This window comes from Kineococcus sp. AC630 (assembly GCF_979255925.1).
This window is the reverse complement of the sequence record NZ_CEEDMJ010000002.1, coordinates 178,365-202,155: the sequence shown is the minus strand read 5'-3', so window position 1 is coordinate 202,155 and position 23,791 is coordinate 178,365. Positions and strand designations below refer to the sequence as shown.

General features: G+C 73.7%; 21 protein-coding genes and 2 riboswitches. Of the genes, 12 read left to right on the top strand and 9 right to left on the bottom strand.

All coding sequences use genetic code 11. The features are described from left to right. Positions 1-112: 112 nt before the first annotated feature. From AC0I8G_RS02905 to AC0I8G_RS02890, 4 genes are all read left to right on the top strand, one after another. Positions 113-1,717, top strand: a complete 1,605-nt coding sequence (locus AC0I8G_RS02905) for an acyl-CoA carboxylase subunit beta (RefSeq protein WP_380259288.1) — start codon at positions 113-115, stop codon at positions 1,715-1,717. Next, complete coding sequence (locus tag AC0I8G_RS02900) at positions 1,714-1,965, top strand: acyl-CoA carboxylase subunit epsilon (protein WP_471728581.1); 252 nt, start codon at positions 1,714-1,716, stop codon at positions 1,963-1,965. Before AC0I8G_RS02905 ends, AC0I8G_RS02900 begins: the two co-directional genes overlap by 4 nt. A gap of 109 nt (positions 1,966-2,074) precedes the next feature. Continuing rightward, positions 2,075-3,214: a metallophosphoesterase family protein gene (locus tag AC0I8G_RS02895; RefSeq protein ID WP_471728708.1), complete on the top strand. Its 1,140-nt coding sequence runs from the start codon at positions 2,075-2,077 to the stop codon at positions 3,212-3,214. Continuing rightward, on the top strand, positions 3,211-5,865 hold the full coding sequence (locus tag AC0I8G_RS02890) for an AAA family ATPase (RefSeq protein WP_471728580.1): 2,655 nt from the start codon (positions 3,211-3,213) through the stop codon (positions 5,863-5,865). Before AC0I8G_RS02895 ends, AC0I8G_RS02890 begins: the two co-directional genes overlap by 4 nt. On the opposite strand, the gene idi is transcribed toward AC0I8G_RS02890, so the two are convergent. Continuing rightward, entirely contained in the window at positions 5,822-6,367 is a 546-nt protein-coding gene (gene idi / locus AC0I8G_RS02885) for an isopentenyl-diphosphate Delta-isomerase (RefSeq protein ID WP_471728579.1), read from the bottom strand. The two genes, AC0I8G_RS02890 and idi, sit on opposite strands and share 44 nt — an antisense overlap. 19 nt (positions 6,368-6,386) lie before the next feature. Further along, positions 6,387-7,085, bottom strand: coding sequence for an N-acetylmuramoyl-L-alanine amidase (locus tag AC0I8G_RS02880; RefSeq protein ID WP_471728578.1), 699 nt, complete (start codon positions 7,083-7,085; stop codon positions 6,387-6,389). Positions 7,086-7,242: 157 nt separating this feature from the next. Between AC0I8G_RS02880 and AC0I8G_RS02875 the strand changes: the two genes are divergently transcribed. Then, on the top strand, positions 7,243-8,169 hold the full coding sequence (locus AC0I8G_RS02875; RefSeq protein ID WP_471728577.1) for an alpha/beta fold hydrolase: 927 nt from the start codon (positions 7,243-7,245) through the stop codon (positions 8,167-8,169). A gap of 24 nt (positions 8,170-8,193) precedes the next feature. Here AC0I8G_RS02875 and sfnG read toward each other — a convergent pair whose 3' ends face one another. Further along, a complete protein-coding gene (gene sfnG / locus AC0I8G_RS02870) occupies positions 8,194-9,339 on the bottom strand; it encodes a dimethylsulfone monooxygenase SfnG (RefSeq protein WP_471728576.1) in 1,146 nt (381 codons plus the stop codon). A gap of 9 nt (positions 9,340-9,348) precedes the next feature. Further along, positions 9,349-9,432: riboswitch (SAM riboswitch) on the bottom strand. A 169-nt stretch (positions 9,433-9,601) separates the two neighbouring features. Then, positions 9,602-9,712: riboswitch (SAM riboswitch) on the top strand. A gap of 167 nt (positions 9,713-9,879) precedes the next feature. Here sfnG and AC0I8G_RS02865 point away from each other — a divergent pair. From AC0I8G_RS02865 to AC0I8G_RS02855, 3 genes are read left to right on the top strand one after another with little or no spacing between them, the layout of a single operon-like run. After that, positions 9,880-10,875 (top strand): methionine ABC transporter ATP-binding protein, encoded by a 996-nt coding sequence (locus AC0I8G_RS02865; protein WP_471728575.1) that lies wholly within the window; start codon positions 9,880-9,882, stop codon positions 10,873-10,875. Then, positions 10,872-11,633, top strand: coding sequence for a methionine ABC transporter permease (locus AC0I8G_RS02860; RefSeq protein WP_471728574.1), 762 nt, complete (start codon positions 10,872-10,874; stop codon positions 11,631-11,633). Before AC0I8G_RS02865 ends, AC0I8G_RS02860 begins: the two co-directional genes overlap by 4 nt. Beyond that, positions 11,623-12,537: a MetQ/NlpA family ABC transporter substrate-binding protein gene (locus tag AC0I8G_RS02855; protein WP_380259280.1), complete on the top strand. Its 915-nt coding sequence runs from the start codon at positions 11,623-11,625 to the stop codon at positions 12,535-12,537. Before AC0I8G_RS02860 ends, AC0I8G_RS02855 begins: the two co-directional genes overlap by 11 nt. Before the next feature lie 87 nt (positions 12,538-12,624). Here the strand turns inward: AC0I8G_RS02855 and AC0I8G_RS02850 are convergent, their stop codons facing one another. Genes AC0I8G_RS02850 through purN form a run of 3 tightly spaced genes read right to left on the bottom strand, consistent with a single transcriptional unit; the run spans position 12,625 to position 15,106 of the window. After that, positions 12,625-12,909: a DUF3017 domain-containing protein gene (locus AC0I8G_RS02850; RefSeq protein ID WP_380259279.1), complete on the bottom strand. Its 285-nt coding sequence runs from the start codon at positions 12,907-12,909 to the stop codon at positions 12,625-12,627. Between the two features lie 22 nt (positions 12,910-12,931). Next, positions 12,932-14,512, bottom strand: a complete 1,581-nt coding sequence (gene purH / locus AC0I8G_RS02845) for a bifunctional phosphoribosylaminoimidazolecarboxamide formyltransferase/IMP cyclohydrolase (RefSeq protein ID WP_471728573.1) — start codon at positions 14,510-14,512, stop codon at positions 12,932-12,934. Positions 14,513-14,530: 18 nt separating this feature from the next. Continuing rightward, a complete protein-coding gene (gene purN, locus AC0I8G_RS02840; RefSeq protein ID WP_471728572.1) occupies positions 14,531-15,106 on the bottom strand; it encodes a phosphoribosylglycinamide formyltransferase in 576 nt (191 codons plus the stop codon). Between the two features lie 47 nt (positions 15,107-15,153). On the opposite strand from purN, the gene AC0I8G_RS02835 reads away from it, so the two are divergent. Then, complete coding sequence (locus AC0I8G_RS02835; protein ID WP_471728571.1) at positions 15,154-15,909, top strand: VOC family protein; 756 nt, start codon at positions 15,154-15,156, stop codon at positions 15,907-15,909. Here AC0I8G_RS02835 and AC0I8G_RS02830 read toward each other — a convergent pair whose 3' ends face one another. From AC0I8G_RS02830 to sucC, 3 genes are all read right to left on the bottom strand, one after another. Continuing rightward, the gene (locus AC0I8G_RS02830; protein ID WP_471728570.1) at positions 15,910-17,157 is read right to left on the bottom strand and encodes a cell division protein PerM; all 1,248 of its coding nucleotides are present in this window, start codon (positions 17,155-17,157) and stop codon (positions 15,910-15,912) included. 121 nt (positions 17,158-17,278) lie between these two features. Further along, positions 17,279-18,178 (bottom strand): succinate--CoA ligase subunit alpha, encoded by a 900-nt coding sequence (gene sucD / locus AC0I8G_RS02825; RefSeq protein ID WP_328294757.1) that lies wholly within the window; start codon positions 18,176-18,178, stop codon positions 17,279-17,281. 3 nt (positions 18,179-18,181) lie between these two features. After that, the gene (gene sucC / locus AC0I8G_RS02820; protein WP_471728569.1) at positions 18,182-19,354 is read right to left on the bottom strand and encodes an ADP-forming succinate--CoA ligase subunit beta; all 1,173 of its coding nucleotides are present in this window, start codon (positions 19,352-19,354) and stop codon (positions 18,182-18,184) included. A gap of 406 nt (positions 19,355-19,760) precedes the next feature. Here sucC and AC0I8G_RS02815 point away from each other — a divergent pair, with 406 nt between their 5' ends. The 3 genes from AC0I8G_RS02815 to AC0I8G_RS02805 are packed head-to-tail and all read left to right on the top strand — an operon-like array spanning position 19,761 to position 23,782. Next, positions 19,761-21,179, top strand: coding sequence for an aldehyde dehydrogenase (NADP(+)) (locus AC0I8G_RS02815; protein ID WP_471728568.1), 1,419 nt, complete (start codon positions 19,761-19,763; stop codon positions 21,177-21,179). Further along, entirely contained in the window at positions 21,176-22,843 is a 1,668-nt protein-coding gene (locus AC0I8G_RS02810) for a dihydroxyacetone kinase subunit DhaK (protein WP_471728567.1), read from the top strand. Before AC0I8G_RS02815 ends, AC0I8G_RS02810 begins: the two co-directional genes overlap by 4 nt. Positions 22,844-22,852: 9 nt before the next feature. Further along, a complete protein-coding gene (locus tag AC0I8G_RS02805) occupies positions 22,853-23,782 on the top strand; it encodes an NAD-dependent epimerase/dehydratase family protein (RefSeq protein ID WP_471728566.1) in 930 nt (309 codons plus the stop codon). The last annotated feature ends 9 nt before the right edge of the window (positions 23,783-23,791 follow it).

Below are 23,791 nucleotides of genomic sequence, written 5' to 3'. Positions count from 1 at the left end.
CTGTCCCCTCCGACTTCACCCGGCTGCATGGAGCTCTTTCTCGACGTCAAGCTACCGGTCCCCGCCCGCGTCCCTGCCACGGCACCCCCGCGGTCCCGTACGCTGCCGCCCCGTGAGCAGTCTCGAGACCCCCCACGACCTGCGGACGACGGCGGGTCAGGTCGCGGCGCTGCACGACCGGACCGACGCGGCCGTGCACGCCGCCGACGAACGCGCCGCCGCGAAGCAGCACCCGCGGGGCAAGAAGACCGCCCGCGAGCGCATCGCGGCGCTGGTGGACGAGGACTCCTTCGTCGAGCGCGGCGGCTTCGTCCGCAGCCGCTCGACGGCCTTCGGGATGGCGGCCAAGCACGTCGACGGCGACGGGGTCGTGACCGGCTACGCGACGGTCGACGGTCGTCCCGTCTGCGTCTACGCCCAGGACTTCACGGCCTTCGGCGGGTCGCTGGGCGAGGAGCACGGCGCCAAGATCGCCGAGCTGCAGGACTTCGCCGCGACGACGGGCTGCCCCGTCATCGGCATCAACGACGGCGGCGGCGCGCGAATCCAGGAGGGGGTCGCCTCCCTCGTGCAGTACGCGCGGATCTTCCGCCGCAACGTGCACGCCTCGGGCGTCGTCCCGCAGATCTCGCTCATCCTCGGCCCCTCGGCCGGCGGCGCCGTCTACTCCCCCGCCCTCACCGACATCACCGTGATGGTCGAGGAGACCTCGCACATGTTCGTGACCGGCCCGGACGTGATCCGCACGGTCACCGGCGAGGACGTCGGCTTCGAGGAGCTCGGCGGCGGGCGCACCCACGCGACCCGTTCCGGCGTCGCGCACCACCTGGCGGAGTCCGAGGACGACGCGATCGCCTACGTCCGCGAGCTCCTGTCCTTCCTGCCCTCGAACAACCTCTCCGAGGCGCCGCTGCTGCCGGCCGAGCACGTCCGCGGCCTGCACGTCGACGAGGAGGACCTGTTCCTGGACGAGATCGTCCCGAACTCCCCCAACCAGCCCTACGACATGACGGCGGTGCTGGCCGCCGTCCTCGACGACGGCGAGTTCCTCCAGGTCCACGAGCTCTTCGCCCCCAACGTCCTCACCGGTTTCGGCCGGGTCGAGGGCCGTCCCGTCGGCATCGTCGCGAACCAGCCCTCCCAGCTCGCGGGGACCCTGGACATCGACGCCTCCGAGAAGGCCGCCCGGTTCGTCCGGTTGTGCGACGCGTTCAACGTCCCCGTCCTCACCTTCGTCGACGTCCCGGGCTTCCTGCCCGGCACCGACCAGGAGTGGAACGGCATCATCCGCCGCGGTGCGAAACTCCTCTACGCCTACGCCGAGGCGACGGTCCCGCTGGTCACGGTCATCACCCGCAAGGCCTACGGCGGCGCGTACATCGTCATGGGCAGCAAGGAGATGGGCGCCGACGTGTGCCTGGCCTGGCCGAGCGCGCAGATCGCCGTCATGGGCGCCCAGGGCGCGGTGAACATCCTGCACCGCAGCACCTTGAAGGAGACCGCGGAGGCCGGTGGGGACGTCGAGGCGAAGCGCCGCGAACTCGTCGACGACTACGAGCTGCAACTGGCCAACCCCTACGTCGCCGCCGAACGCGGCTACGTCGACGGGGTGATCGCACCGAGCGAGACGCGGGTCCAGGTCGTCCGGGCCCTGCGGGCGCTGGCCACGAAGCGGGCGACGCTGCCGGCCAAGAAGCACGGGAACATCCCGCTGTGACCGACAACGACCCGCAGGCCGTCCGGGAACTGCTGACCGCGCTGCGCATCGAACGCGGCCACCCCGAGCCGGAGGAGCTCGCGGCGCTGACCGTCGTCCTGACGTCGCGGTTGTCGCAGCCGTCCGCACCGGAGGGGATCCCCCCGGTCCCGGCCCCGCGCTCGCGCTGGGCCGACCCGCGTCACGTGCTCGGCCTGCCGCCGGTGCCCGGCCGGGGCAGCTGGCGGGCCAGCGCCCTCCCCCGCTGAGGGGTGGCGGCGCGTCTGCGGGGTCGTGTCGGAGCCCTGACCTACCGTCGTGCCCATGGCGTCGAACGGGAACTCCGACAGCGCGGTCAGGGTGGGCGCGGTGCGTGAGGTGCGCTTCGTGCACACCGCGGACTGGCAACTGGGCATGACCCGGCACTTCCTCGACGCCGACGCCCAGCCCCGCTACACCGCCGCCCGCATCGACGCCCTGCACCGCATCGCCGAGGTGGCCCGGGAGCACGGGGCCGAGTTCGTCGTCGTCTGCGGTGACGTCCTGGAGTCCAACGCCGTCGGGCCGCGGGTCCTGTCCCGCACGCTGGAGGCCCTGCGCGCGTTCAGCGACGTCGGGGTCCCCGTCTACCTCCTCCCCGGCAACCACGACCCGCTCGACGCGAGCTCGCTGCTCGCCTCCCCCGCCGTCCGCGACACCCCCGGCGTGCACGTCCTCGACACCGCCGGCCCGCACGAGGTCCGCCCGGGCGTCGAGCTCGTCGCGGCCCCGTGGACCTCCAAGCACCCGACCGGGGACCTGCTCGCGCAGGCCACCGAGGGCCTCGTCGCCGACGGCACCCTGCGCATCGTCGTCGGGCACGGCGCGGTCGACGAGCTCTCCCCCGACCGCGACGACCCGGCGCGCATCGCGCTGGCCCCCCTCGAGGAGGCGATCGCCGACGGGCGCATCCACTACGTCGCCCTCGGCGACCGGCACTCCACGACGCAGGTCGGACGGTCCGGGGCGGTCTGGTACGCGGGCACCCAGGAGGTCACCGACCGGCTGGAGACCGACCCGGGCAACGTCCTCGTCGTCGAGGTCGGCGACGCCTCCCCACCCAAGGTCGAACCCGTCCCGGTGGGGCGCTGGGCGTTCCCCCACGTCCGCGCCGAACTGGACTCCGCGAGCGACGTCGAGGCCCTGCGCCGCCAGCTGGAGGCGTTGCCCGCCAAGGACCGCACCGTCGTCACCCTCAGCCTCACGGGCACGCTCACCGTGGGGGCGAAGGCGACGCTGGACGACCTGCTGGCCGTGCAGGGTGACCTGCTGGCCGGGGTGCAGCACTGGGAGCGCCACAGCGACCTCGTCGTGCGGGCCGACGCCGACGAACTCGCCGACCTCGGCATCGGCGGGTTCGCCGACGCGGCGGTCGCGGAGCTCTCCTCGCTCGCCCAGGGCGACGGCCCGGACGCCGAGGCCGCGCGCGACGCGTTGTCGCTGGTGTTCCGCCTGGCCGGCGGAGGGACCCGCGCGTGAGGCTCCACCGCCTGGTGCTCGACGACTTCCGCGGTGTCGGGCACCGCGAACTGACCCTGCCCGACACCGGGATCGTCGTCCTCGAGGGCGCGAACGAGGTCGGGAAGTCCTCGATGCTCGAGGCGCTCGACATGCTGCTCACCGAGAAGCACTCCTCGAAGAAGGCGTCCGTCCTCGCGGTGAAACCCGTGCACCGCGACGCCCCGAGCGCCGTCGAGGCCGAGATCAGCACCGGCCCCTACCGGTTCACGCTGCGCAAGCAGTGGCACAGCCGCCCCGCGACCACGCTCACCGTCCACCGCCCGCGGCTGGAACAGCTGACGGGGGACGACGCGCACCGCCGCGTCCGCGACATCCTCACCGAGACCCTGGACACGCGGCTCTGGGACGCGCTGCGGATGCTGCAGGGCGCCTCCCTCGACGCGAGCCTCAGCGGCAGTTCCGCGCTCGCCGCCGCCCTCGACGCGGCCGCCGGTTCCGGCGAGGACCACGACGGGGACGGTGCGCAGACCCTGCTCGACGCCGTCGGCGAGCGCTACGCGGAGTTCTGGACGAGCACGGGGCGTCCGACCTCCCGGCACCGCACGTGCGCGGAGGAGCTCGCCGAGGCGCGCGTCGCGGCCACGCACGCCCGGGAGGCCCTCGACCTCCTCGCCGAGGACTCGCGCGAGCACGCCGAACTCAGCGCCGCCCGCCGGACGCTCCAGACCGAGGTGGAGGCCACGACCGCGGAGGCGCAGTCGCTGGTGCAGCTCGTCGCCGACCTCGGCGACCGGCGCTCGAAGCTCCTCGAGGCCCGCACCCGCGCCGAGCACACCCGACGCGCCCGGGCCGAGGCCGCCGGCGCGCAGGAGCGTCGCTCGCGTGCGGTCGCGGACGTGCACGACCGGGCGCTCGCGGTCGAGCAGGAGACCACCCGCCTCGCCACCCTGAGCCAGGAGGCCGAGCGCGCCCGGGCGGTCGCGACCACCGCCGCGCGCACCGCCACCGAGGCCGCGCAGGCCGCCGACGACGCCCAGGACGCCGCCGACACGGCCCAGGACACGCTGCGTCGCAGTCAGGACGGCGCGACGCTGCGGCAGGCGCGCCGGCGTCTCGCCGCCGTCACCACCGCCGCGGAGGAGGTCCGGGCGGCCACCGAGGCGCTCGCCCGGCACCGGGTCGACGCCACCGCGGTGCGCGCCCTCGAGGTCGCCGCCGACACGGCCGGCGGGTTGCGCGCCCGCGCCGAGGCCGTCGCCGCCCGGGTCGTCGTCGAGGCCACCGCCGTCGAGGTCCTCGTGGACGGCGTCCCCGTCCCGGCCGGCACCGTGGCCGAGCTCTCCGCGACGCGGCCGCTGGAGATCGACGTCGCGGGTTTCGCCGCCGTCCGGGTGCTGCCCGGTGCGGACACCGGTCCCCTGGCCGACGACCTGGAACGCGCCGAGCGGGACCTCGCGGCGCGGCTGGACGACGCCGGCGTCGAGGACGTCGCCGCCGCCCGGGCCGCCCACGAGGAGCGCCGCAGCGCGCAGAGCGCCCTCGACCTGGCCCGCGCGCACCTGACCCAGCTGAGCGCGGAGGCCGGTGCGGACGAGCTGCGCGCCGAGGTCGACCGGCTCGCGGCCGACCTGGTGACCGGTGACGGTGAGGTCCCCGACCTGGCTGCGGCCCGGACGCTGGAGGCCGAGACCCGGGAGACGTCGCTGCGCCGCCGTCGCGCGGCCCGTGAGGCCGCCACGACGGCGGCCGCGGCCGCCCGGCACGCCGACGCCCTGGCCGGCGAGCTCGCCACCCGCACGGCCGCTCTCGAGGTCGCCCGCACCGAGGTCGAGGGGGCCGCGCTCCGGCTCGAGCAGTCCCGCGCCGAGCAGGACGACGACGCGCTGGCCCAGGCCCTGGCCGCCGCGGACACCGCGGCGGACGCCGCGGCGGCGGAGGTCGCGGACCTCGAGGCCGACCTCGCGGCCCGCGACGCCGACGCGACCCTGCGGCGGGCGCAGCAGGTCCAGTCCAGGCTCACCGACCTGGTGGAACGGCGCGACGGGCTCACCAGCGACCTGCTGCGGCTGGAGGCCCGGCTCTCCGTCATGGGCGGTGAGGCCCGCCAGGAGGTCTGGGACGAGGCGGAGTCCCGCGTCGCCCGCCTCGAGGGGGAACTCGAGAGCCTCACCCGGCGGGCGGCCGCGGCCCGGTTGCTGCGCGACACCCTGGAACGTCACCGCGGGGTGTTGCGACGCCGCTACGTGTCACCGTTCGCCGACCGGCTCGAGGACCTCGGCCGCACCGTCTACGGCGAGAGCTTCCGCATCGGCCTGGACGACGAACTGCGCATCCTCGACCGCACGCTGGAGGGTCGCACCGTCCCCTACGAGCAGTTGTCGACGGGTGCGCGCGAACAGCTCGCCGTGCTGACCCGGTTGGCGTGCGCGACGCTCGTCGACCCCGCCGACGGGGTTCCCGTCGTCCTCGACGACGCCCTCGGCCACTCCGATCCGCTGCGGCTGCAACGACTCGGGGTGGTCTTCGAACGGGTCGCACCCTCGACCCAGGTCCTGCTGCTCACCCCCGGCCCGGGGGTGCACACCTCCATCGCGGGGGCGACCGTCATCCGCCTGGACCCGGAGGTCAGCGGGGGAACTGCTCCCACTGCCACAGCATCCACGGGCTGAACGGCGAGGGGTCCGCGGCGATCTGCTCGCGGAGCTCGTCGAGGTGGACCCAGCGGAACTCGTCGACCTCGCCCGGGTCGGGGGCCAGTTCCCCCGATCCGGTGGCGATGCGCGCGGTGAAGACGGGGCAGACCTCGTTCTCGACGGTGCCGTCCGCCATGACCGCGCGGTAGCGGAAGCTCGGCAGCAGCGACGTCACGCCCTCCACCTCGATCCCGAGCTCCTGGACGGAGCGGCGGACCACGGCGTCCGCGGGCTCCTCCCCCGGACCGGGGTGGCCGCAGAAGGAATTGGTCCAGACCCCCGGCCAGGTGCGCTTCGTCGCCGCCCGCCGGGTCAGCAGGGTGCGGCCGGCGTCGTCGAGCAGCCAGCACGAGAAGGCCAGGTGCAACGGCGTCGAGGTGTGGTGGACCTGGGACTTCAGCGCGGTCCCGCACGGTGTGCCGTCCTCGGTCAGCAGGACCACGAGTTCGGTCAGATCGGCGGTCGGTGCGAGGGTCACCCCCGAACGGTAAACGGTCTCAGGACCCGTCGCGCGCGAGGAAGGCCGTGACACCGTCGGCGATTCCCCGGGCGGCGGTGGCCCGGAAGTCCGGGTCCGAGACGAGGGCGGCCTCCTCGGCGTTGCGCATGTTGGCCGACTCCAGCAGCACCGACGGCGTCCGCGCGAGGTTGAGCCCGGCGAGGTCGGGACGCCGGGTCAGCCCCGGTTCGACGAGGTCGCCGAGGTAGTCGGCCCGGGGCAGGCCGGTGGCCGTCCCGAAGGACGCGAGCAGGTCCCGCGCGGCGACGTCGGAGGCGGCCAGCACGGCCGCGTTGCCGCCGTCGGGGGCGAGCGCGGGTTCGACGACGTGGAACCCGCGGGCGCTCGCCGCGGCCCCGTCGGCGTGGATCGAGACCGTGAGCGCCGCACCGGCAGCGGTGGCGATGGCGGCACGGGCGTCGACGCAGGGCCCGACCCCGGTGTCGTCGTGGCGGGTCAGCACGACGGTGACGCCCCGGGCCCGCAGCAGGTCAGCGGTGCGCAGGGCGACGTCGAAGGCGTAGGCGTGCTCGGGGTAGCCGGCGTCGGTGCTGGTCCCGGTCGTGTTGCAGGGCTTCTCGAAGCCGCCCGCGGGCACCAGTGCGTCGATCGCTGCGGGGTTCGCGGCGTTCCCGCCGTTGTGGCCGGGGTCGAGCACGACGACGGGTGCAGGGGTGGTCGGCGAGGGGGCCGCCACTCGGACCTCGGCGCTCGCGGTGGGCGCGGGTGCGGGCGCGGATGGCGCGGATGGCGCGGAACACGCACTCACCAGCACCGCGACGGTGGTCGCGAGGAGTCCCGGTCGACACCGCACGGCCCCAGGGTGCCACGGACGGCCTGGGTAGCCTCCCGCCATGGCGATGCACGAGGTGAGCTTCGAGTCCCGCAACGGACGCGACACGGTCCACGGCTGGATCTGGACGCCGGTCCGGTCCCCGCGGGGGATCGTCCAGATCGTCCACGGCTTCGGGGAGCACTCACGCCGCTACCTGCACCTGGTGCTGAGGCTGCTCGACGACGGGTTCGTCGTGGCCGCCGACGACCACGTCGGCCACGGACTCACCGCGCGACTCAGCGACACCTGGGGCGACTACGGCCCCGGGGGCTACGCCACGACGACGGAGGACGAGAAGTCGTTGCACGACATCGTCGTCGAGCGGTTCCCCGGACTGCCGTTCTTCATGTTCGGGCACAGCTGGGGCTCGATGATCGCCCGCGACTTCTCCGCGGAGCACGGCCACCTGCTGAGCGGCGTCGTGTACTGCGGCACCTCGGGGTTGCGCGAGAACACGGTCGAGCTGCACCGCCGACTGGGCGGGCTCGTCGCGGACGGGCGCGCCGCGGAGGTGCGGCCCGAACTGGTGGGCGAACTGCTCGAGGGCTTCACGGCGCGCTACCCGACGGTCCGCTCGGCGAACGACTGGATCGCGCTGGACCCCGACGTCGTCCGTGACCACGGGGCGGACCCGTTCAACAACTTCACGAGGCCGCCGACCGTCCAGGCCCTGCACGACTTCACGTCGCTGTGGATCGACGTCCACTCCCGCGAGTGGGCGCAGCGGGTGCCGACCGGCGTGCCGGTGTACGTCATCGCCGGCGACCAGGATCCCGTCGGCAACTACGGCGAGGGGCCGTACCAGGCCGCGAACTGGCTGGCCGAGACCGGTCACACGGTCACGACCCGGCTCTACACCGGCTACCGCCACGAGATCCACAACGAGCCCGACCTGCGCGCAGAGGTCGAGGACGGCGTCGCGGCCTTCCTGGTGGCGCAGCTCTGAGGCGCCCGGTTCCGGGGCGCAGCGTCAGGCGGGGACCGGGGTGGTCGCCGCGACGACGGCCTCGTCGAGTTCCGCGCCGAGGTCCAGGTCCTCGCCCGCGACGAGGCGGGCCTCGAGTTCGCGCACCTTCGGGATGACGAGCTCACCGAACGCCTCGACCTCCTCCTTGACGTGCAGGAAGCCGAGCAGCAGCAGGTCCACCCCGACGAGGCGGTAGGCCAGGATGCGGCGGGCGACCTCGTCGGGCGTCCCGACGAGGCCGGTGCGGAAACCGTCGTTGTACTGGACGAGGTCGCGGAACTCGCTGTCGGCCCACATGCCCTTGCCGTCCCTGGTGGAGTTCCCGGCCTCCTGGACGGCGGCGCCGAAACCTTCGACCTTGGTGCGGTCGGCCTTGGCGATGATCTCCTCGAGGACGGCCTCGGCCTCGTCGCGGGTGTCGCGGACGACGGCGAAACCGTTGAGGCCGAACCGCACCAAGCGGCCGTTGCCGGCGGCGAGGGCGCTGACCTCGCGCACCCCGGCGGCGGCGGCGGCGATCGACTTGCCGTTCATGAAGTACCAGTCGCTGACCCGGCCGGCCATCGCCTGCGCGGCCGTCGAGTTGCCGCCCTGGAACAGTTCCGGCTGCACCTTGGGCTGCGGGCGGAAGGTGATGTCCTCGGCGTTGAAGAACTCACCCTGCTGGCTGTAACCGTCCTCGGTCCACACCCCGCGCAGCAGGGCGATGAACTCCTCCGACTGGCGGTAGCGGTCGTCGTGCTCGTGCCAGGTGACCCCGAGCTGGGTCGCCTCGTTCTTGAACCAGCCGGAGACGACGTTCAGCGCGAGGCGGTTGTCGGTGAGTTCCTGGGTGGTCGCGGCGAACTTCGCGAGGACCCCGGGGTGCCAGAAGAAGGGGTGCACCGCGGCGATGACCTTGAGCTTCTGCGTCGCCAGCAGCAGGGCGAGGGAGAACGACGTCGACTCGTGCTGCGCGTCCGCCCCGTAGGAGGCGAGGTAGCGGACCTGGGTCAGGGCGTACTCGAAACCGACGCGTTCGGCGGCCTGGGCGACGGCGACGTTGTAGGCCGGGTCGTGGCTGGTGCGCTGCTCGATCGTGGAGACGACCAGGCCGCCCGACACGTTCGGGACCCAGTAGGCGAACTTCAGGGGCTCGTTCACGGACATGGTGGTGCTCCTCCATCGGTCCTGGCGGTAGCACCCGGGCTCGGGTTGCTGCGGCGTCGTCGAGCCAGATCTCTCGGCCGCTCTGGATGGTCCTGCGAACTGTAACGCCTCGTCGGCGGCCCCGCAGCGACTCGGGTCGGCCCGGCACCGGAGGGGTCCGGCGCAAGCCGTTGCGCACGAACGATTTCGAAGCCGGGTGCGGATATCCGGTACCTTCCCGAACCGCTTGACGGACCCCGGTTCGGCTGTCACTGTCGAATCAGGTCATGAGTGCCAGCGCGAAGCCCCGGCTCGCTGGTCGGCAACCCTCCTTCCGTCGTGGGGTGCTCCGGGTGATGACCCGACCCGCGGGTGTCGCGGGTAAGGACGTTGAAGGAGACGCACGTGTCCCACCAGACCTGTCGACGCTGAGCGTCCGCACTCCCTGCTGAACACCCCGGGCCACCCCGTCCGGCGGTCCCCCCTGCGCCGGTCCGCCCGACGCTCCCCCGCCGCGCCCTCGCGCGCCCCACGCCGCCCTGGAGACGACGTGATCGAGCCATGATCGAGCTGAGACAGCTCACCAAGACCTACGGGAGCACCACCGTCCTGGACCGCCTCGACCTGCTCGTCCCCGCCGGCAGCATCACCGCCGTCGTCGGGCCGAGCGGGGCCGGCAAGAGCACCCTCGCCCAGTGCGTGACCCTGCTGACCCGGCCCACGTCGGGTTCCGTGCTCGTCGGCGGCCAGGACCTCACCCACCTCGGGGAGGGACGGCTGCGCGAAGCCCGTCGCCGCATCGGCACGATCTTCCAGTCCGACGGGCTGCAGACCCGGCGCACCGCCGCCCAGAACGTCGAACTCCCGTTGCGCTACCTCGGGGTCGTCCCCCGCGAGCGGCGCGCCCGGGTCGCCGAGCTGCTGGAACGGGTGGGTCTGGCCGACCTGGCCGGGCGCTACCCGCACGAGCTCTCCGGCGGGCAGCGCCAGCGCGTCGGGATCGCCCGCGCCCTGGCTCTGCGTCCGAGCGTGCTGCTCTCCGACGAGGCGACCTCCGGGCTGGACCCGCGCTCGACGGCCTCGATCGTGGCGCTGCTGCGCGAACTGCGCGACGACCTCGGGCTGTCCATCCTGTTCATCACCCACGAGATGGACACGGTCGTCGAGGTCGCGGACTCCGTGGCCCGACTCGAGCACGGCCGCATCGTCGAGTCGGCGCTCCTGCTGGACGTCCTGCGCGACCCGGGGTCGCCGGTCGGGGCCGCGCTGCTGCCCCGACGGGCGGTCGCCACCGATCCCCGGCTCGTCACCTGGACGGTGCACTACCGCGGCGACGACGTGCCGGCGGACTGGCTGACCAGCACGGCCCGCGAACTCGGCCACGACCTCGCCCTGCTCGGCGCCTCCGTGAGTGCCGTCACGGGGCGGACCGTCGGGCACGCCACCCTCGGCGTCCCGGACTCGGTGGACCCCGCGCTGCTGATCGCCGCCCTCGAGCGACGGGGGCTGCACGCCCGCGCCGCCGAGGTGCCCTCGACCCTGGAGCTGGTCCCGTGAGCCCCGCCGCCCTCCCGCTGGCCTCGAACCTGGACACGCCCCTGCCAGAGATCCCGGCGCTCGTCCTGCCCGCCCTCGGCGACACGCTGCTGATGGTCGGCATCGTCATGGCCCTGGTCGTGCTGCTCGGGGTCCCGCTGGGGGTCCTGCTGCACAACCTCGCCCCGGACGGGTTGCTGGAGAACCGCCCGGCCCACCGCGTCCTCGGCTGGGTGGTCAGCACCGGGCGGTCCCTGCCGTTCCTCGTGCTGATGGCGGCGCTCGTGCCGTTCACCCGGTTCGTCACGGGTACGAACATCGGCATCCGGGCGGCCGTCGTGCCCATGGTCCTGGCCGGCACCGCGTTCTTCGCCCGCATCGTGGAGAACTCGCTGCGCTCGGTACCCCCGTCGGTGGTCGCCGTCGCGAAGGCCTCGGGAGCCTCTCCGCTGCAGGTCATCACGAGCGTGCAACTCTCCGAGGCGCTGCCCTCGATCATCGGCGGCCTCACCATCAACACCATCGCGATGATCGAGTACTCGGCCATCGCCGGGACGATCGGCGCCCCCGGGGTCGGCTACCTCGCCATCACCTACGGGTACCAGCGCTTCGACCACGCCGTGATGATCGCGACCATCGTCGTCCTCGTCGCCCTGGTCGCCTCCGTGCAACTCCTCGGTGACGCCCTGGCCCGCCTCGCGGACCCGCGGACCCGTCGCCGCAGCGCCACCCCCACGAACTCCCCCACCGCAGACCTGGAGAACTCCCTTGTCCACTGAGACCCGCCCCGACGCCAAACCCGCCGACGACCACGGTTTCGAGGTCCGCCGCCGACGCCTGTGGCCGTTCGTGGCCGGCGGTGCCGTCGTCCTGCTCGGGATCGCCGCCGCGGTCGTCGTGCCCCGTCTCGGCGGTGAGGACACCGCCAACACCCAGGCCGGCGCCACCCTCTACGTCGCGACCGCCGAGGGCAACGCCCGCGAGGAGGCCCTCATCGACTACATCGCGAAGGACGTCGCTCCCGCGCACGGCATCCACGTCGAGTTCAAGGCGCTGGCCGACAGCAACACCATCAACCGCGCGGTGAACGACGGCGAGGTCGCGGGCACGATCTACCAGCACAAGCTGTGGCTGGGTCAGGTCCTGCAGGCCAACCCGGGGTTCCAGGAGACCGCGGCGACGCCGGTCTTCCGGTGGGGTTTCGGCCTGTGGTCCTCGAAGTGGAAGACGCCGGCGGAGATCCCGCAGGGCGGCACGATCTCGTTGTACTCCGACCCGGCGAACGAGTCGCAGGGGTTGTTCGTCCTGGAGAAGGCGGGGCTCATCACCCTCAAGCCCGGGACGGACATCGGGACGGCGACCGTCGACGACATCGCCGAGAACCCCAAGGGCCTGCAGTTCACGCTGCTGGACTTCGGCGCGCAGTCCCGTGCGCTGCCCGACCTCGACGCCGCCGTCGGCTACACCGAGTACTACCTCGCGGCCAAGATCCCGATCGAGCAGCAGATCTTCGCCCCCGCCGCCCCGGACGAGTTCGCGGGTCAGCTCACGGTGGGCACGAAGTGGATCGACACCGACAACGTCAAGGCGCTCATCGCGACGTTCCAGGACCCGAAGGTCCAGGAGTACCTCTCGAACGACGCCGACGTGAAGGGTGTCCTGCTGCCCCTCGACGCCAGCTGAGGCAGACCCACAGCGGTGATGCACCCTTGCGGCGACACGCCGACGGCCACCGCCTGGACGTGGGCGTGTCGACGCGAGGCTGCAGAACTACTGCGGGGTCGGCACCAGTCCGGCCAGCACGAGGCAGGCCACCGCCAGCACCAGCAGGATGGCGACGTCCACCGGGCGGGAGCGGACCGCGAGCGATCCGGCCACCCGCACCGGTAGGACGAGGCGCAGCACGGCGGCGACCGCGAGGTCGGCGCCGAGCAGCATCCCGCCCGACGTCGGCCCCGCGAGCAGGGTCAGCCCCAGGGCCAGCACGACCCCGCCGACGAGGGTCAGCAGGACCGCGTTGCCCGGGGTGGGAACCCGCTCGGGGGCCTGGGTCATGGATCGACGCTACCGGGGTCGCTCAGTGGGCGAAGTGGCGCGCGCCGGTGAAGTACATGGTGATCCCGGCCTTCGTGGCGGCCTCGACGACCTCGGCGTCCCGGATCGACCCGCCGGGCTGCACGATGGCGCGCACCCCGGCGTCGATGAGGATCTGCGCCCCGTCGGCGAAGGGGAAGAACGCGTCGGACGCGGCGACGGAACCGGTGGCCCGCTCCACGCCGGCGCGCTCCACGGCCAGCTTGCAGGAGTCGACGCGGTTGACCTGACCCATGCCGACGCCGACGGAGGCGCCGTCCTTGGCCAGCAGGATCGCGTTGGAGCGCACCGAACGCACTGCGCGCCAGGCGAACTCGAGGTCGGCCAGGACCTCGGGCGAGGCGGCCTCACCGGCGGCGAGGGTCCAGTTCGCGGGGGCGTCGCCCTCGGCGTCGACGAGGTCGAGGCTCTGCACGAGCACCCCGCCGGACACCATGCGCCACTCCTGCGGGCGGCGGCCGTAGCCCTCCGGCAGCTGCAGCAGCCGGACGTTCTTCTTGGCCTGCAGCACCTCCAGCGCCTCGGGTTCGAAGCCCGGGGCGATGACGACCTCGGTGAACACCGGCGCGACCTGGGCGGCCATGGCCGCGGTCACGACGCGGTTGGCGGCGATCACCCCACCGTAGGCGGAGACCGGGTCGCAGGCGTGCGCCTTGGCGTGGGCGTCGGCGACGTCGGAACCGGTCGCGATGCCGCACGGGTTGGCGTGCTTGATCACGGCGACGGCGGGACCGGCGAAGTCGAACGCGGCGCGCAGGGCGGCGTCGGCGTCGACGTAGTTGTTGTAGGACATGGCCTTGCCGTGCAACTGGACGGCCTGCGCGATGCCCGGTTCGGCGGTCGGGTCGGCGTAGACGGCGGCCTGCTGGTGCGGGTTCTCGCCGTAGCGCAGGACGGCGCTGCGTTCCAGCGCCATCCCCGTCACCGCGGGCCAGCCCTCGTCGTCGGCGGCCAGCGTCTGCTGCGCGAACCAGCCGGCCACGGCCGTGTCGTAGGCGGCGGTGTGCGCGAACGCGGCCGCGGCCAGGCGCTTGCGGTCGCTCAGGTCGAAGCCCCCGTCGCCGACGGCCTTCAGCACGTCGGCGTAGCGGGCGGGGTCGACGACGACGGCGACGCTGGGGTGGTTCTTCGCGGCCGCGCGGACCATCGACGGACCGCCGATGTCGATCTGCTCGACGACCTCGTCGTAGCCGGCGCCCGAGGCGACGGTCGCGGCGAAGGGGTAGAGGTTCACGACGACGAGGTCGAAGGGTTCGACGTCGAGCTCGGCCAGCTGGCGCACGTGGTCGGGCAGCCGGCGGTCGGCGAGGATCCCCGCGTGCACCCGCGGGTGCAGGGTCTTGACCCGGCCGTCGAGGCACTCGGGGAACCCGGTGAGCTCCTCGACGGGGGTGACGGGCACGCCGGCGGCGGCGATGCGCGAGGCCGTCGAACCGGTGGAGACGATCGCGACACCCGCGGCGTGCAGCCCCTGGGCGAGTTCCTCCAGACCCGTCTTGTCGTAGACGCTGACCAGCGCGCGCTTGACGGGGACCTGGCGTGCCTCGCGGGTTTCCGGTGCCATCGGCGGGATGCCGTCCTCTCAGGGGTGGGTGGTGAGCGTGCGGGCCAGTCGGCCCACGACGTCGACGAGCAGCTCGCGCTCGTGGCTCTTGATGCGTTCGTGCAGGGAGTGCTCGTCGTCGCCGTCCAGGACGCGGACCGCGACCTGGTCGAGGATGGGGCCGGTGTCCACGCCGGAGTCGACGAGGTGCACGGTGCACCCGGTGACCTTCACCCCGTGCGCGAGGGCGTCGCGGACGCCGTGGGCGCCGGGGAAGGACGGCAGCAGCGCGGGGTGGGTGTTGACCATGCGCCCGCCGAACGCCTCGACCATGGGCGCTCCGAGGATGCGCATGAACCCGGCGAGCACGACGAGGTCGGGGGCGCGACGGGCGACCTCGGCGGTCAGCGCCGCGTCCCAGGCCGGGCGGTCGGCGAAGTCGGCGGGGGCGACGGTGAACGTCTCGGCCCCGGCGGCGGCGGCCCGCTCCAGCGCGGGCACCCCGGGCTTGTCGGAGCCCACCGCGACGATCTCGTAGGAGGGGTCGCCGGCGTCGAGGAGCGCCTGCAGGGTCGAGCCCGATCCGGAGGCGAGGACGACCACTCGTACGGGCACGTGGCGAGACTCTAGCCGTCGCGGTCGCCGGGGAAGAAACTCGTGGCATGACCCTGCGCACGCACCCCTGGCCCACCGGCGTCCCGGCCCGGGCGGACCTCGCGACCGACGACCCCGGGGCGGCGGCGACGTTCTACGGGGCGGTCCTCGGGTGGACCGTCGTCGGGCGCCGTCCCGACGGCTCCCTGCTGCTCGGGGTGGACGGCGCCGTCGCCGCGGAAGCCGGCCCGGCCACCACCTCCGGCTGGACGCTGTCGATCGCGACCACGGACCTCGACGCGACCCTGGCCGCCGTCACGGCCGCGGGCGGATCGGTCTTGAGCGGGCCGGGCGACGTCGACGACGCGGGGCGCTCGGCGGTGGTCGCCGACCCCACCGGGGCCGTCGTCGGGCTGTGGGAGGCCGGGACCCGCGTCGGCGCGAGCTGGGTGAACGCCCCGGGCGGCCTGAACTGGGAGGACCTGCGCTCGTCCGACCCGGCTCTCTCCCGGGAGTTCTACGCCGCCGTGTTCGGCTGGACCTTCCGGGAGCTCTTCGACGGCTACGCCGTCGCGGCCAACGTCGACGCGCCGCACCCCATCGGCGGCATCGGCCCGCTCTGGGGCTCGGTGCCCGGGTGGCTGGTGTACTTCGGCGTCCCCGACGTCGACGCCACCGTGCGGGCCGCGCTCGAGCGGGGTGGTGAGGTCGTGCACGAGGCCCACGACAGCGACTTCGGCCGGATGGCGCAGGTGCGCGACCCGTGGGGTGCGGGGTTCGCCGTCTTCACCCCGCTCCCCGGCGCGCCGCAGCCGAACCGCTGATCAGAGCAGCTTGCGGGGTGCCCCACCGCCGGCGTCGGGCATCGTCACGACGACCCTCGTCCCGCGCCAGGCCGTCCAGGCGCGGGACAGCAGGACGGCGATCAGGGCTCCGGCGGCGACCTCACCGCCGGCCGCGGCCCCGGTGAGCAGGGCGTCGGGTCCGAGGTCGGCCATGCGGCCGTGACCGAGCGCTCCCCCGGCGAAGAACCCCAGGCCGGCGACCAGGACCCCCGTCCCCGCACCGGTCAGCAGCGCGGCGCCGCAGCGCGTCAGGAGCCCGTGGACGGGACGCCCGCGACGGCTCTGCAGCACCCAGGCGACGGCACCGACGAGGACCGGCACCGCGACGACGGCCCACGCCCACGCCGGGGTGACGCCGGGGGTCGGCAGGGCGCCGAGGAGGGGCACGGTCGGCAGGGTGTCGAGCGTCGTCCCCCCGGGCGCGACCGACGTCCCGGTCCCGACGGCGAAGCCGACGCCGGTGGCCCAGGACAGGCCCCAGACCGCGAACGTGGGCAGCAGCAGGGCCTGCGCGAGGGTCAGGAGCAACCCGCCGAACACCCCCGGGTCCAGCGCCGCGTGCAGGGCGAGGACCTCGCTGCGACCGTGCACGAGAGCCACGGCGACGAGCAGCGCACCGGTCCCGACGAGCCCCGCGCACGCGGCCACGGCCGGACGCAGGGCAGCCACCACGACGGCGGGGACGGCCGCGGGCAGGGCGGGTCGGTGCGCCCACAGGGCGACGAGCGCGCCGAGCGCGGCGACGAGGAACCCACCGAGCAGCGACATCGACAGCGACGCCGCCCCGACCCCGCTGCGCGAGACCAGGGCCAGCAGGACGGCGAACACGGCGTAGCCGCCCGCGAAGACCCCCAGACCCCGCCAGAACGGGACGTCACGTTCGGCCTCGAGCTGGTCACGCAGCCACATCCGGACCGCACGCCGGGAGGAGAGGACCGCGAGCACGGTGAGCCCCAGCGGGGCGACCCCGACGCTGCCCCCGACGATCGCGACGGAACTGCCGTGCGCGAGCAGCCAGAGGTCGACCCCGACCCGGGCCACGGCGGCCAGGGAGGAGGTGGAGCGCACCGAGGCGATCCACCCCAGGACGCACAGCACCACCATCGGCACGAGCAGGGTCAGCACCGCGCGCACGGACGCGGTGAGCAGGGGCAGCAGGTCCGCCGGGGTGGTCCGGGGGACCTTGACGGAGCGGCGAGCGGCGGAGGTGTCGGTGGGCGTGGACATCACCACCGATGCTCCCCCGGCGGGGGGTCGAACCGCGGGACCGACACCCGCGGGGTCCGGATCGTCGGCTCCCCGCCCCCGGTCGGGCGGAGCGTGGAGCCGACGGTCCGTGCGGGAGGCCTCAGAGGGCCTTGAAGATCTCCCGGGCCAGGTTGGCGGTCTCGGACGGGGTCTTCCCGACCTTCACCCCGGCCGCCTCGAGGGCGTCCTGCTTGGCCTGGGCGGTACCCGCGGAGCCGGAGACGATGGCGCCGGCGTGGCCCATCGTCTTGCCCTCGGGCGCGGTGAAACCGGCGACGTAGCCGACGACCGGCTTCGTCACGTTGGCCTCGATGAACTTCGCGGCGCGTTCCTCGGCGTCGCCACCGATCTCACCGATCATCACGATGACGTCGGTGTCCGGGTCGTCCTGGAACGCCTGGAGGGCGTCGATGTGCGTCGTCCCGATGACCGGGTCGCCCCCGATGCCGACGGCGGAGGAGAAGCCGATGTCGCGCAGCTCGTACATCATCTGGTAGGTCAGCGTCCCCGACTTCGAGACCAGCCCGATGCGCCCGGGCGGGGTGATGTCGGCCGGGATGATGCCGACGTTCGACTTGCCGGGGCTGATGAGGCCGGGGCAGTTCGGCCCGATCAGCCGCGTCGTGCCCGAGGCGGCCGCGAGCGCGTAGAACTCGGCCGAGTCGTGCACCGGGACACCCTCGGTGATGACGACGACGAGCGGGGTCTCGGCCTCGATGGCCTCGACCACGGCGCCCTTGGTGAACTTCGCCGGGACGAAGATGACCGTGACGTCGGCGCCGGTGGCCTCGCGGGCCTCACCGACGGAGGAGAACACCGGGACCTGGACGGGCGAGCCGTCCGCCCCGGTGAACTCGACGGACTGACCGCCCTTGCCGGGGGTCACCCCGCCGACGATCTGCGTACCGGAGGTCAGCATCCGCTGGGTGTGCTTGCGTCCCTCGGACCCGGTCATCCCCTGCACGAGGACCTTGGAGTCGGAGTTGATGAAGATCGACATCGTTCAGGCCCCCGCGTTCGCCAGCTCGGCGGCCTTGTCGGCCGCACCGTCCATCGTGTCCACGACCGTCACGAGGGGGTGGGCCGCCTCCGCGAGGATGCGGCGCCCCTCCTCGACGTTGTTGCCGTCGAGGCGGACGACGAGGGGCTTGGTGGCCTCGTCGCCGAGGATCCCCAGCGCCGAGACGATGCCCTTGGCGACCTCGTCGCAGGCGGTGATGCCGCCGAAGACGTTGACGAACACGCTCTTGACCTGCGCGTCGTTGAGGATGACGTCGAGGCCGTTGGCCATGACCTGCGCGGAGGCGCCGCCGCCGATGTCGAGGAAGTTCGCCGGCTTCACCCCGCCGTGCTCCTCGCCCGCGTAGGCGACGACGTCGAGGGTCGACATGACCAGCCCGGCGCCGTTGCCGATGATGCCGACCTCACCGTCGAGCTTGACGTAGTTGAGGTTGAGCGCCTTCGCCTTGGCCTCCAACGGGTCCGCCGCGGCGGCGTCGACCAGTTCGAGGTGGCCGGGGTGGCGGAAGTCGGCGTTCTCGTCCAGCGTCACCTTGCCGTCGAGGGCGACGATGTCGCCGGACTCGGTGCGCACCAGCGGGTTCACCTCGACGAGCGTGGCGTCCTCGGCGGTGAAGACCGCCCAGAGCTTCACGAACACGTCGGCGACCTTCTCCCGCAGCTCCTCCGGGAACCCGGCGGCCTCCGCGATCTCGGCGGCCTTCGCGGCGTCGATGCCCGTCAGCGCGTCGACGGCGACCCGGGCCAGCGCCTCGGGGCGCTCCACCGCGAGCTGCTCGATCTCCATGCCGCCCTCGACGCTGGCCATCGCCAGGTACGTGCGGTTGGACCGGTCGAGCAGCACCGAGAAGTAGAACTCCTCGGCGATCTTCGCGCCCTCGGCGATCATCACCTGGTGGACGGTGTGTCCCTTGATGTCCATCCCGAGGATCTCGCCGGCCTTCTCGGCCGTCTCCTCGGGGCTGTGGGCGAGCTTGACGCCGCCGGCCTTGCCGCGGCCGCCGACCTTCACCTGCGCCTTCACCACGACCGTGCCGCCACCCATCGCCTCGGCGGCCGCCCGGGCCTCCTCGGGGGTGGTGGCGACCTTGCCGTCCAGCACGGGTACGCCGTGCGCCGCGAAGAGGTCGCGCGCCTGGTACTCGAAGAGGTCCACCAGTGTTCTCCGTCTTCCTCGTCTTCGGTCGGAAGTTGAACTGACGTGCCGGACGGGCACCTCTCCAGGGTCACTGGTCGGGCGTCCTTCGTCGGCCGGCACCGGGCGCTCAGCACCCTAGCCCCGGGGCCGGGAACGCTCGCGACCAGGGCGGGAGACCCCCGTCACAGCGGTGATCGACCTGCGTCGGACGGGGCGCGGACGCCCCCGACGTCGTCGTGAGCTGCAGGAGGACCGCGAGCAGCGACCAGGAGCCGACCCCCGGGCAGAGTCCCGACGGCGAGCGCCGACGCAGGGTCACCACGACGAGCGCCGACGCAGGGTCACCACGACCGTGCCGTCACGGCCGCGTCGGGTGCGGACCCCGTTCGCGGCGCTCCGACGACCGCGCCAGGATGGCGACACCATGGACACCACAGCTGCCGACCTCGAAACCGTGCTCGCCACCGCCGCCGCCGCACGACGTCCGCTGGCCCGCACCACCCCCGCCTGGCGCGCCGACGCGCTCGACGCCGTCGCCCGGGCCCTGGAGGACGCCCGCACCGAACTGGTGGCGCTCGCGGCCGCCGAGTCGCACCTGCCCGAACCCCGGCTGAACGGGGAACTGACCCGCACCGCCTTCCAGGCCCGGCTCTTCGCCTCCGGCCTGCGCGACGGCTCGCTCGTCCCCGCCACCGTCGACCACGCCGACCCCGACTGGGGCATGGGTCCCCGTCCCGACATCCGGCGGACGGTCGTGCCGATCGGTCCCGTCCTCGTCTTCGCCGCCAGCAACTTCCCGTTCGCGTTCAGCGTCTTCGGCGGCGACTCCGCCTCGGCGTTCGCGGCGGGGTGTCCCGTCGTGGTGAAGGCGCACCCCGGTCACCCCGAGCTGTCCCGCCGCACGGCGGACCTCGTCGTCGGGGCCCTGCGGGCGGCCGGTGCCCCGGACGGTTCCTTCGCCCTCGTCGAGGGGGTGGACGCCTCCGTCACGGCGTTGCGCGACCCGCGCGTCAAGGCGTCGGGTTTCACCGGGTCGCTGCGCGGCGGGCGGGCGCTGTTCGACATCGCGACCTCCCGGCCCGACCCCATCCCCTTCTACGGCGAACTCGGCAGCGTCAACCCCGTCGTCGTCACCCCGTCGGCCTGGGCGCAACGGCCCACCGCGATCGCCCAGGGGTGGGCGGGTTCGCTCACCCTGGGTTCCGGGCAGTTCTGCACCAACCCCGGCGTCGTCCTGGTCCCGGACGTCGACGCGTTCACCACCGCGGTCGAACTCCCGGTCCCCGGCCCGATGCTCAACCCCGCCATCGTCGAGGGTTTCGCCCGCAGCACGGGCGAACTGCGCTCCCAGCCCGGAGTCGGCACCGCCCTGCAGGGCGAACCCAGCGCCGAGGGCGTCCGGGCCGAGGTCCTCACCACCTCCGCGGCGGAGGTCCTCGAGAACCCCCACGTCCTCGACATCGAGGCGTTCGGCCCCGCCGGCCTCGTCGTCGGGTACTCCTCGCCGGAAGAACTCCTGCAGGTCCTCGACGTCTTCCCCGGCCAGCTCACGGGGTCCGTGCACGCCGCGGACGACGACGAGCTCGCCGCGGAGGTGGCCCTGGTGCTCGCCGACCACGTCGGCCGGGTGGTCTGGAACGACTGGCCGACCGGCGTCACCGTCGCCGCCGCCCAGCAGCACGGCGGTCCCTACCCCGCCACGACCGCGCCGCTGTCGACGTCGGTGGGTACGGCCGCGATCGAGCGGTGGCAACGTCCCGTGGCCTTCCAGGGGGTTCCCACCGCCGCCCTCCCTGCGCAGCTGCGCGACGGAGAACAGACCGAGGACCGGAGGAACCCGTGAGCACCCGCCCCGACCAGTTCAGCACCGGAGACGACCCGATCGCCTCGGCGCTCGCAGGTTTCGCCCGCGCCCACGGCGCCACCGTGCGGGTCAGCCTCGACCCGGCCTACGTGGTCGCCGCCGACCCCGCACCGACCCGTCGGGTGGCGCTCGTCTCGGGCGGGGGTTCGGGCCACGAACCGCTGCACACGGGTTTCGTGGGCCGGGGCGGGTTGGACGCCGCGATCCCCGGTCAGGTGTTCGCCTCCCCGCACAACCAGCAGATCTTCGCCGGCGCCCGCGCGGCCGCCCTGCCGGGCGGTGTCCTGCTGGTCGTGAAGAACTACACCGGGGACGTCATCAACTTCCGCATCGCCGCGGAACGGCTGCGCGCCGAGGGGATCGACGTCGAGACGGTCCTCGTCGACGACGACCTCGCGACCGAGAGCGAGTCGACGGAGACCGGCCGGCGGGGAACCGGGGCGACGGTCCTCGTCGAGAAGGTCCTCGCCGCCGCCGCCGATTCCGGGGCGTCGCTCGCCGACCTCGCCGACCTCGGCCGCCGCGTCGTCGCGGCCTCCCGCAGCCTCGCCGTCGCCTCCCGGGCGCACACCGCTCCCGGCGGGACCGGACCCGCGTTCGACCTGCCCGCCGGGCAGCTGGAGTACGGGGTCGGGATCCACGGCGAACGGGCGGTCTCCACCATCGACCGGCCCGGCAGCGAGGAGGTCGTGGACCGGATGCTGCAGGAACTCCTCGCCGCGGTCCCCGCCACCCCCTCCGGGTACGCGGTCCTGGTGAACGGTCTCGGCGCCGCGACCGGGCTGGAGGTCTACTCGGTGCTGGACCGGGTGGCGCAGGGACTGGACGCGCGGGGTCTCACGCTGGCGGCGGCGCTGGCCGGGACCTACGTGGCGGCCCTGGACATGCGGGGTTTCTCGATCACCCTGACGGCCCTGGAACCCGGGTGGGTCGAGCACCTCGCCGCCCCCACAGCCACCCCCGCGCTGCCCAGCACCGAACCCGTGGGCACCGTGGTCCCGGCGGCGGCGCAGGCCGACACCGGTGGACGCGAGGTCCGCGACGACCCGTTCCTCACCGCGCTCGGCCGTCTCGTGAGCGCGGCGAAACCCGAGCTGACGCGCCTCGACCAGGTCACCGGCGACGGCGACTTCGGCGACAACCTCGACGGCGGGACCCGCACGGCCCTCGCCTCGCGCGTGGCCGAGGACGAACCGCAACCGGGGCTGCGCGCGGTGGAGCAGGCGTTCCTCGACCACGTCGGGGGTTCCAGCGGTCCGCTCTACGGGTTGCTCTTCCAGAACCTGCGCACCGCGCTGACCGACGGTTCGGGCGTGGACGCCGTGCGCGCCGGGCTGCGTTCCGCGCTCGAGGCCGTGCAGCGCGTCGGTGGTGCCCGGCCGGGCGACCGGACGATGGCGGACACCCTGCACGCGGCCGCGAACTCAAGCGGTGACGCCGCGGACCTGCTGCGGGCCGCGGTGGAGGGGGCGGCCGCGACGGCCGACCTGCTGCCCCGCCGGGGCCGCGCGAGCTACCTGGGCGAACGCGCCCTCGGAACCCCCGACCCCGGCGCCGTCGGGGTCGCGATCGTGCTCGCCGCGCTCGTCGAGGTCATCGACCCGACGGTCGACGCGGCCGGGCTCGTCAACCCCTGGACCTGAGGAGCAACCGTGCACGTCGTCGTCACCGGGGCCACCGGCCACATCGGCAGCTACCTCGTCCCGCGCCTGGTGCGGGCCGGGCACCGCGTCAGCGCGGTGACCCGCGGAACCCGTGAGCCCTACCACCCGGACCCGGCGTGGGAAAAGGTCGAACGGGTCGTCCTCGACCGCGAGGCCGACACCTTCGGCGCGGACCTCGTGGACCTGCGACCCGACGCCGTCGTCGACCTGGTCTGCTTCACCCCGGACTCCGCGCGCCGCCTGGTCGAGGCGTTGCGCCCGACCGGCGCGTTCCTGGCCCACTGCGGCACGATCTGGGTCCACGGCCGGGCGGCGTTCTCGCCCTTGCTCGAGGACGACCCCCGCGAGCCGTTCGGGGAGTACGGGACGCAGAAGAACGCGATCGAGGAACTGCTGCTCGCGGAGACCCGTTCCGGCGGGCTGCGCAGCACCGTCCTGCACCCCGGGCACATCAGCGGCCCGGGGTGGCCCGTCATCACCCCGCTGGGCAACCTCGACCCCACCGTGTGGGAGCGGCTGTCGAGCGGCGGGGAACTCCTCGTCCCCGGGCTCGGGCTGGAGACCATGCACCACGTCCACGCCGACGACGTGGCCCAAGGGTTCGAGCTCGCCGTGGCGAACCCGGAGGCCGCCGCCGGTGAGAGCTTCCACGTCGTCTCCGACCGGGCGCTGACCGCGCGCGGTTTCGCCGAGGCCGCCGCGGGGTGGTGGGGCCGGAGCGCGAACCTGCGGTTCGTGAGCTGGGAGGAGTTCCGCGGGGCCTACGGCGAGCACGCCGACGCGAGCTGGGAGCACCTGTCCCGCAGCCACTCCGCCAGCACCGAGAAGGCCCGGCGCCTCCTCGGGTACTCCCCCGCGTTCAGCTCGCTGGAGACGGCCCGCTCGGCGGTGGAGGCGATGGGTTTGCTGCCCGGCTGACCCCCGGTC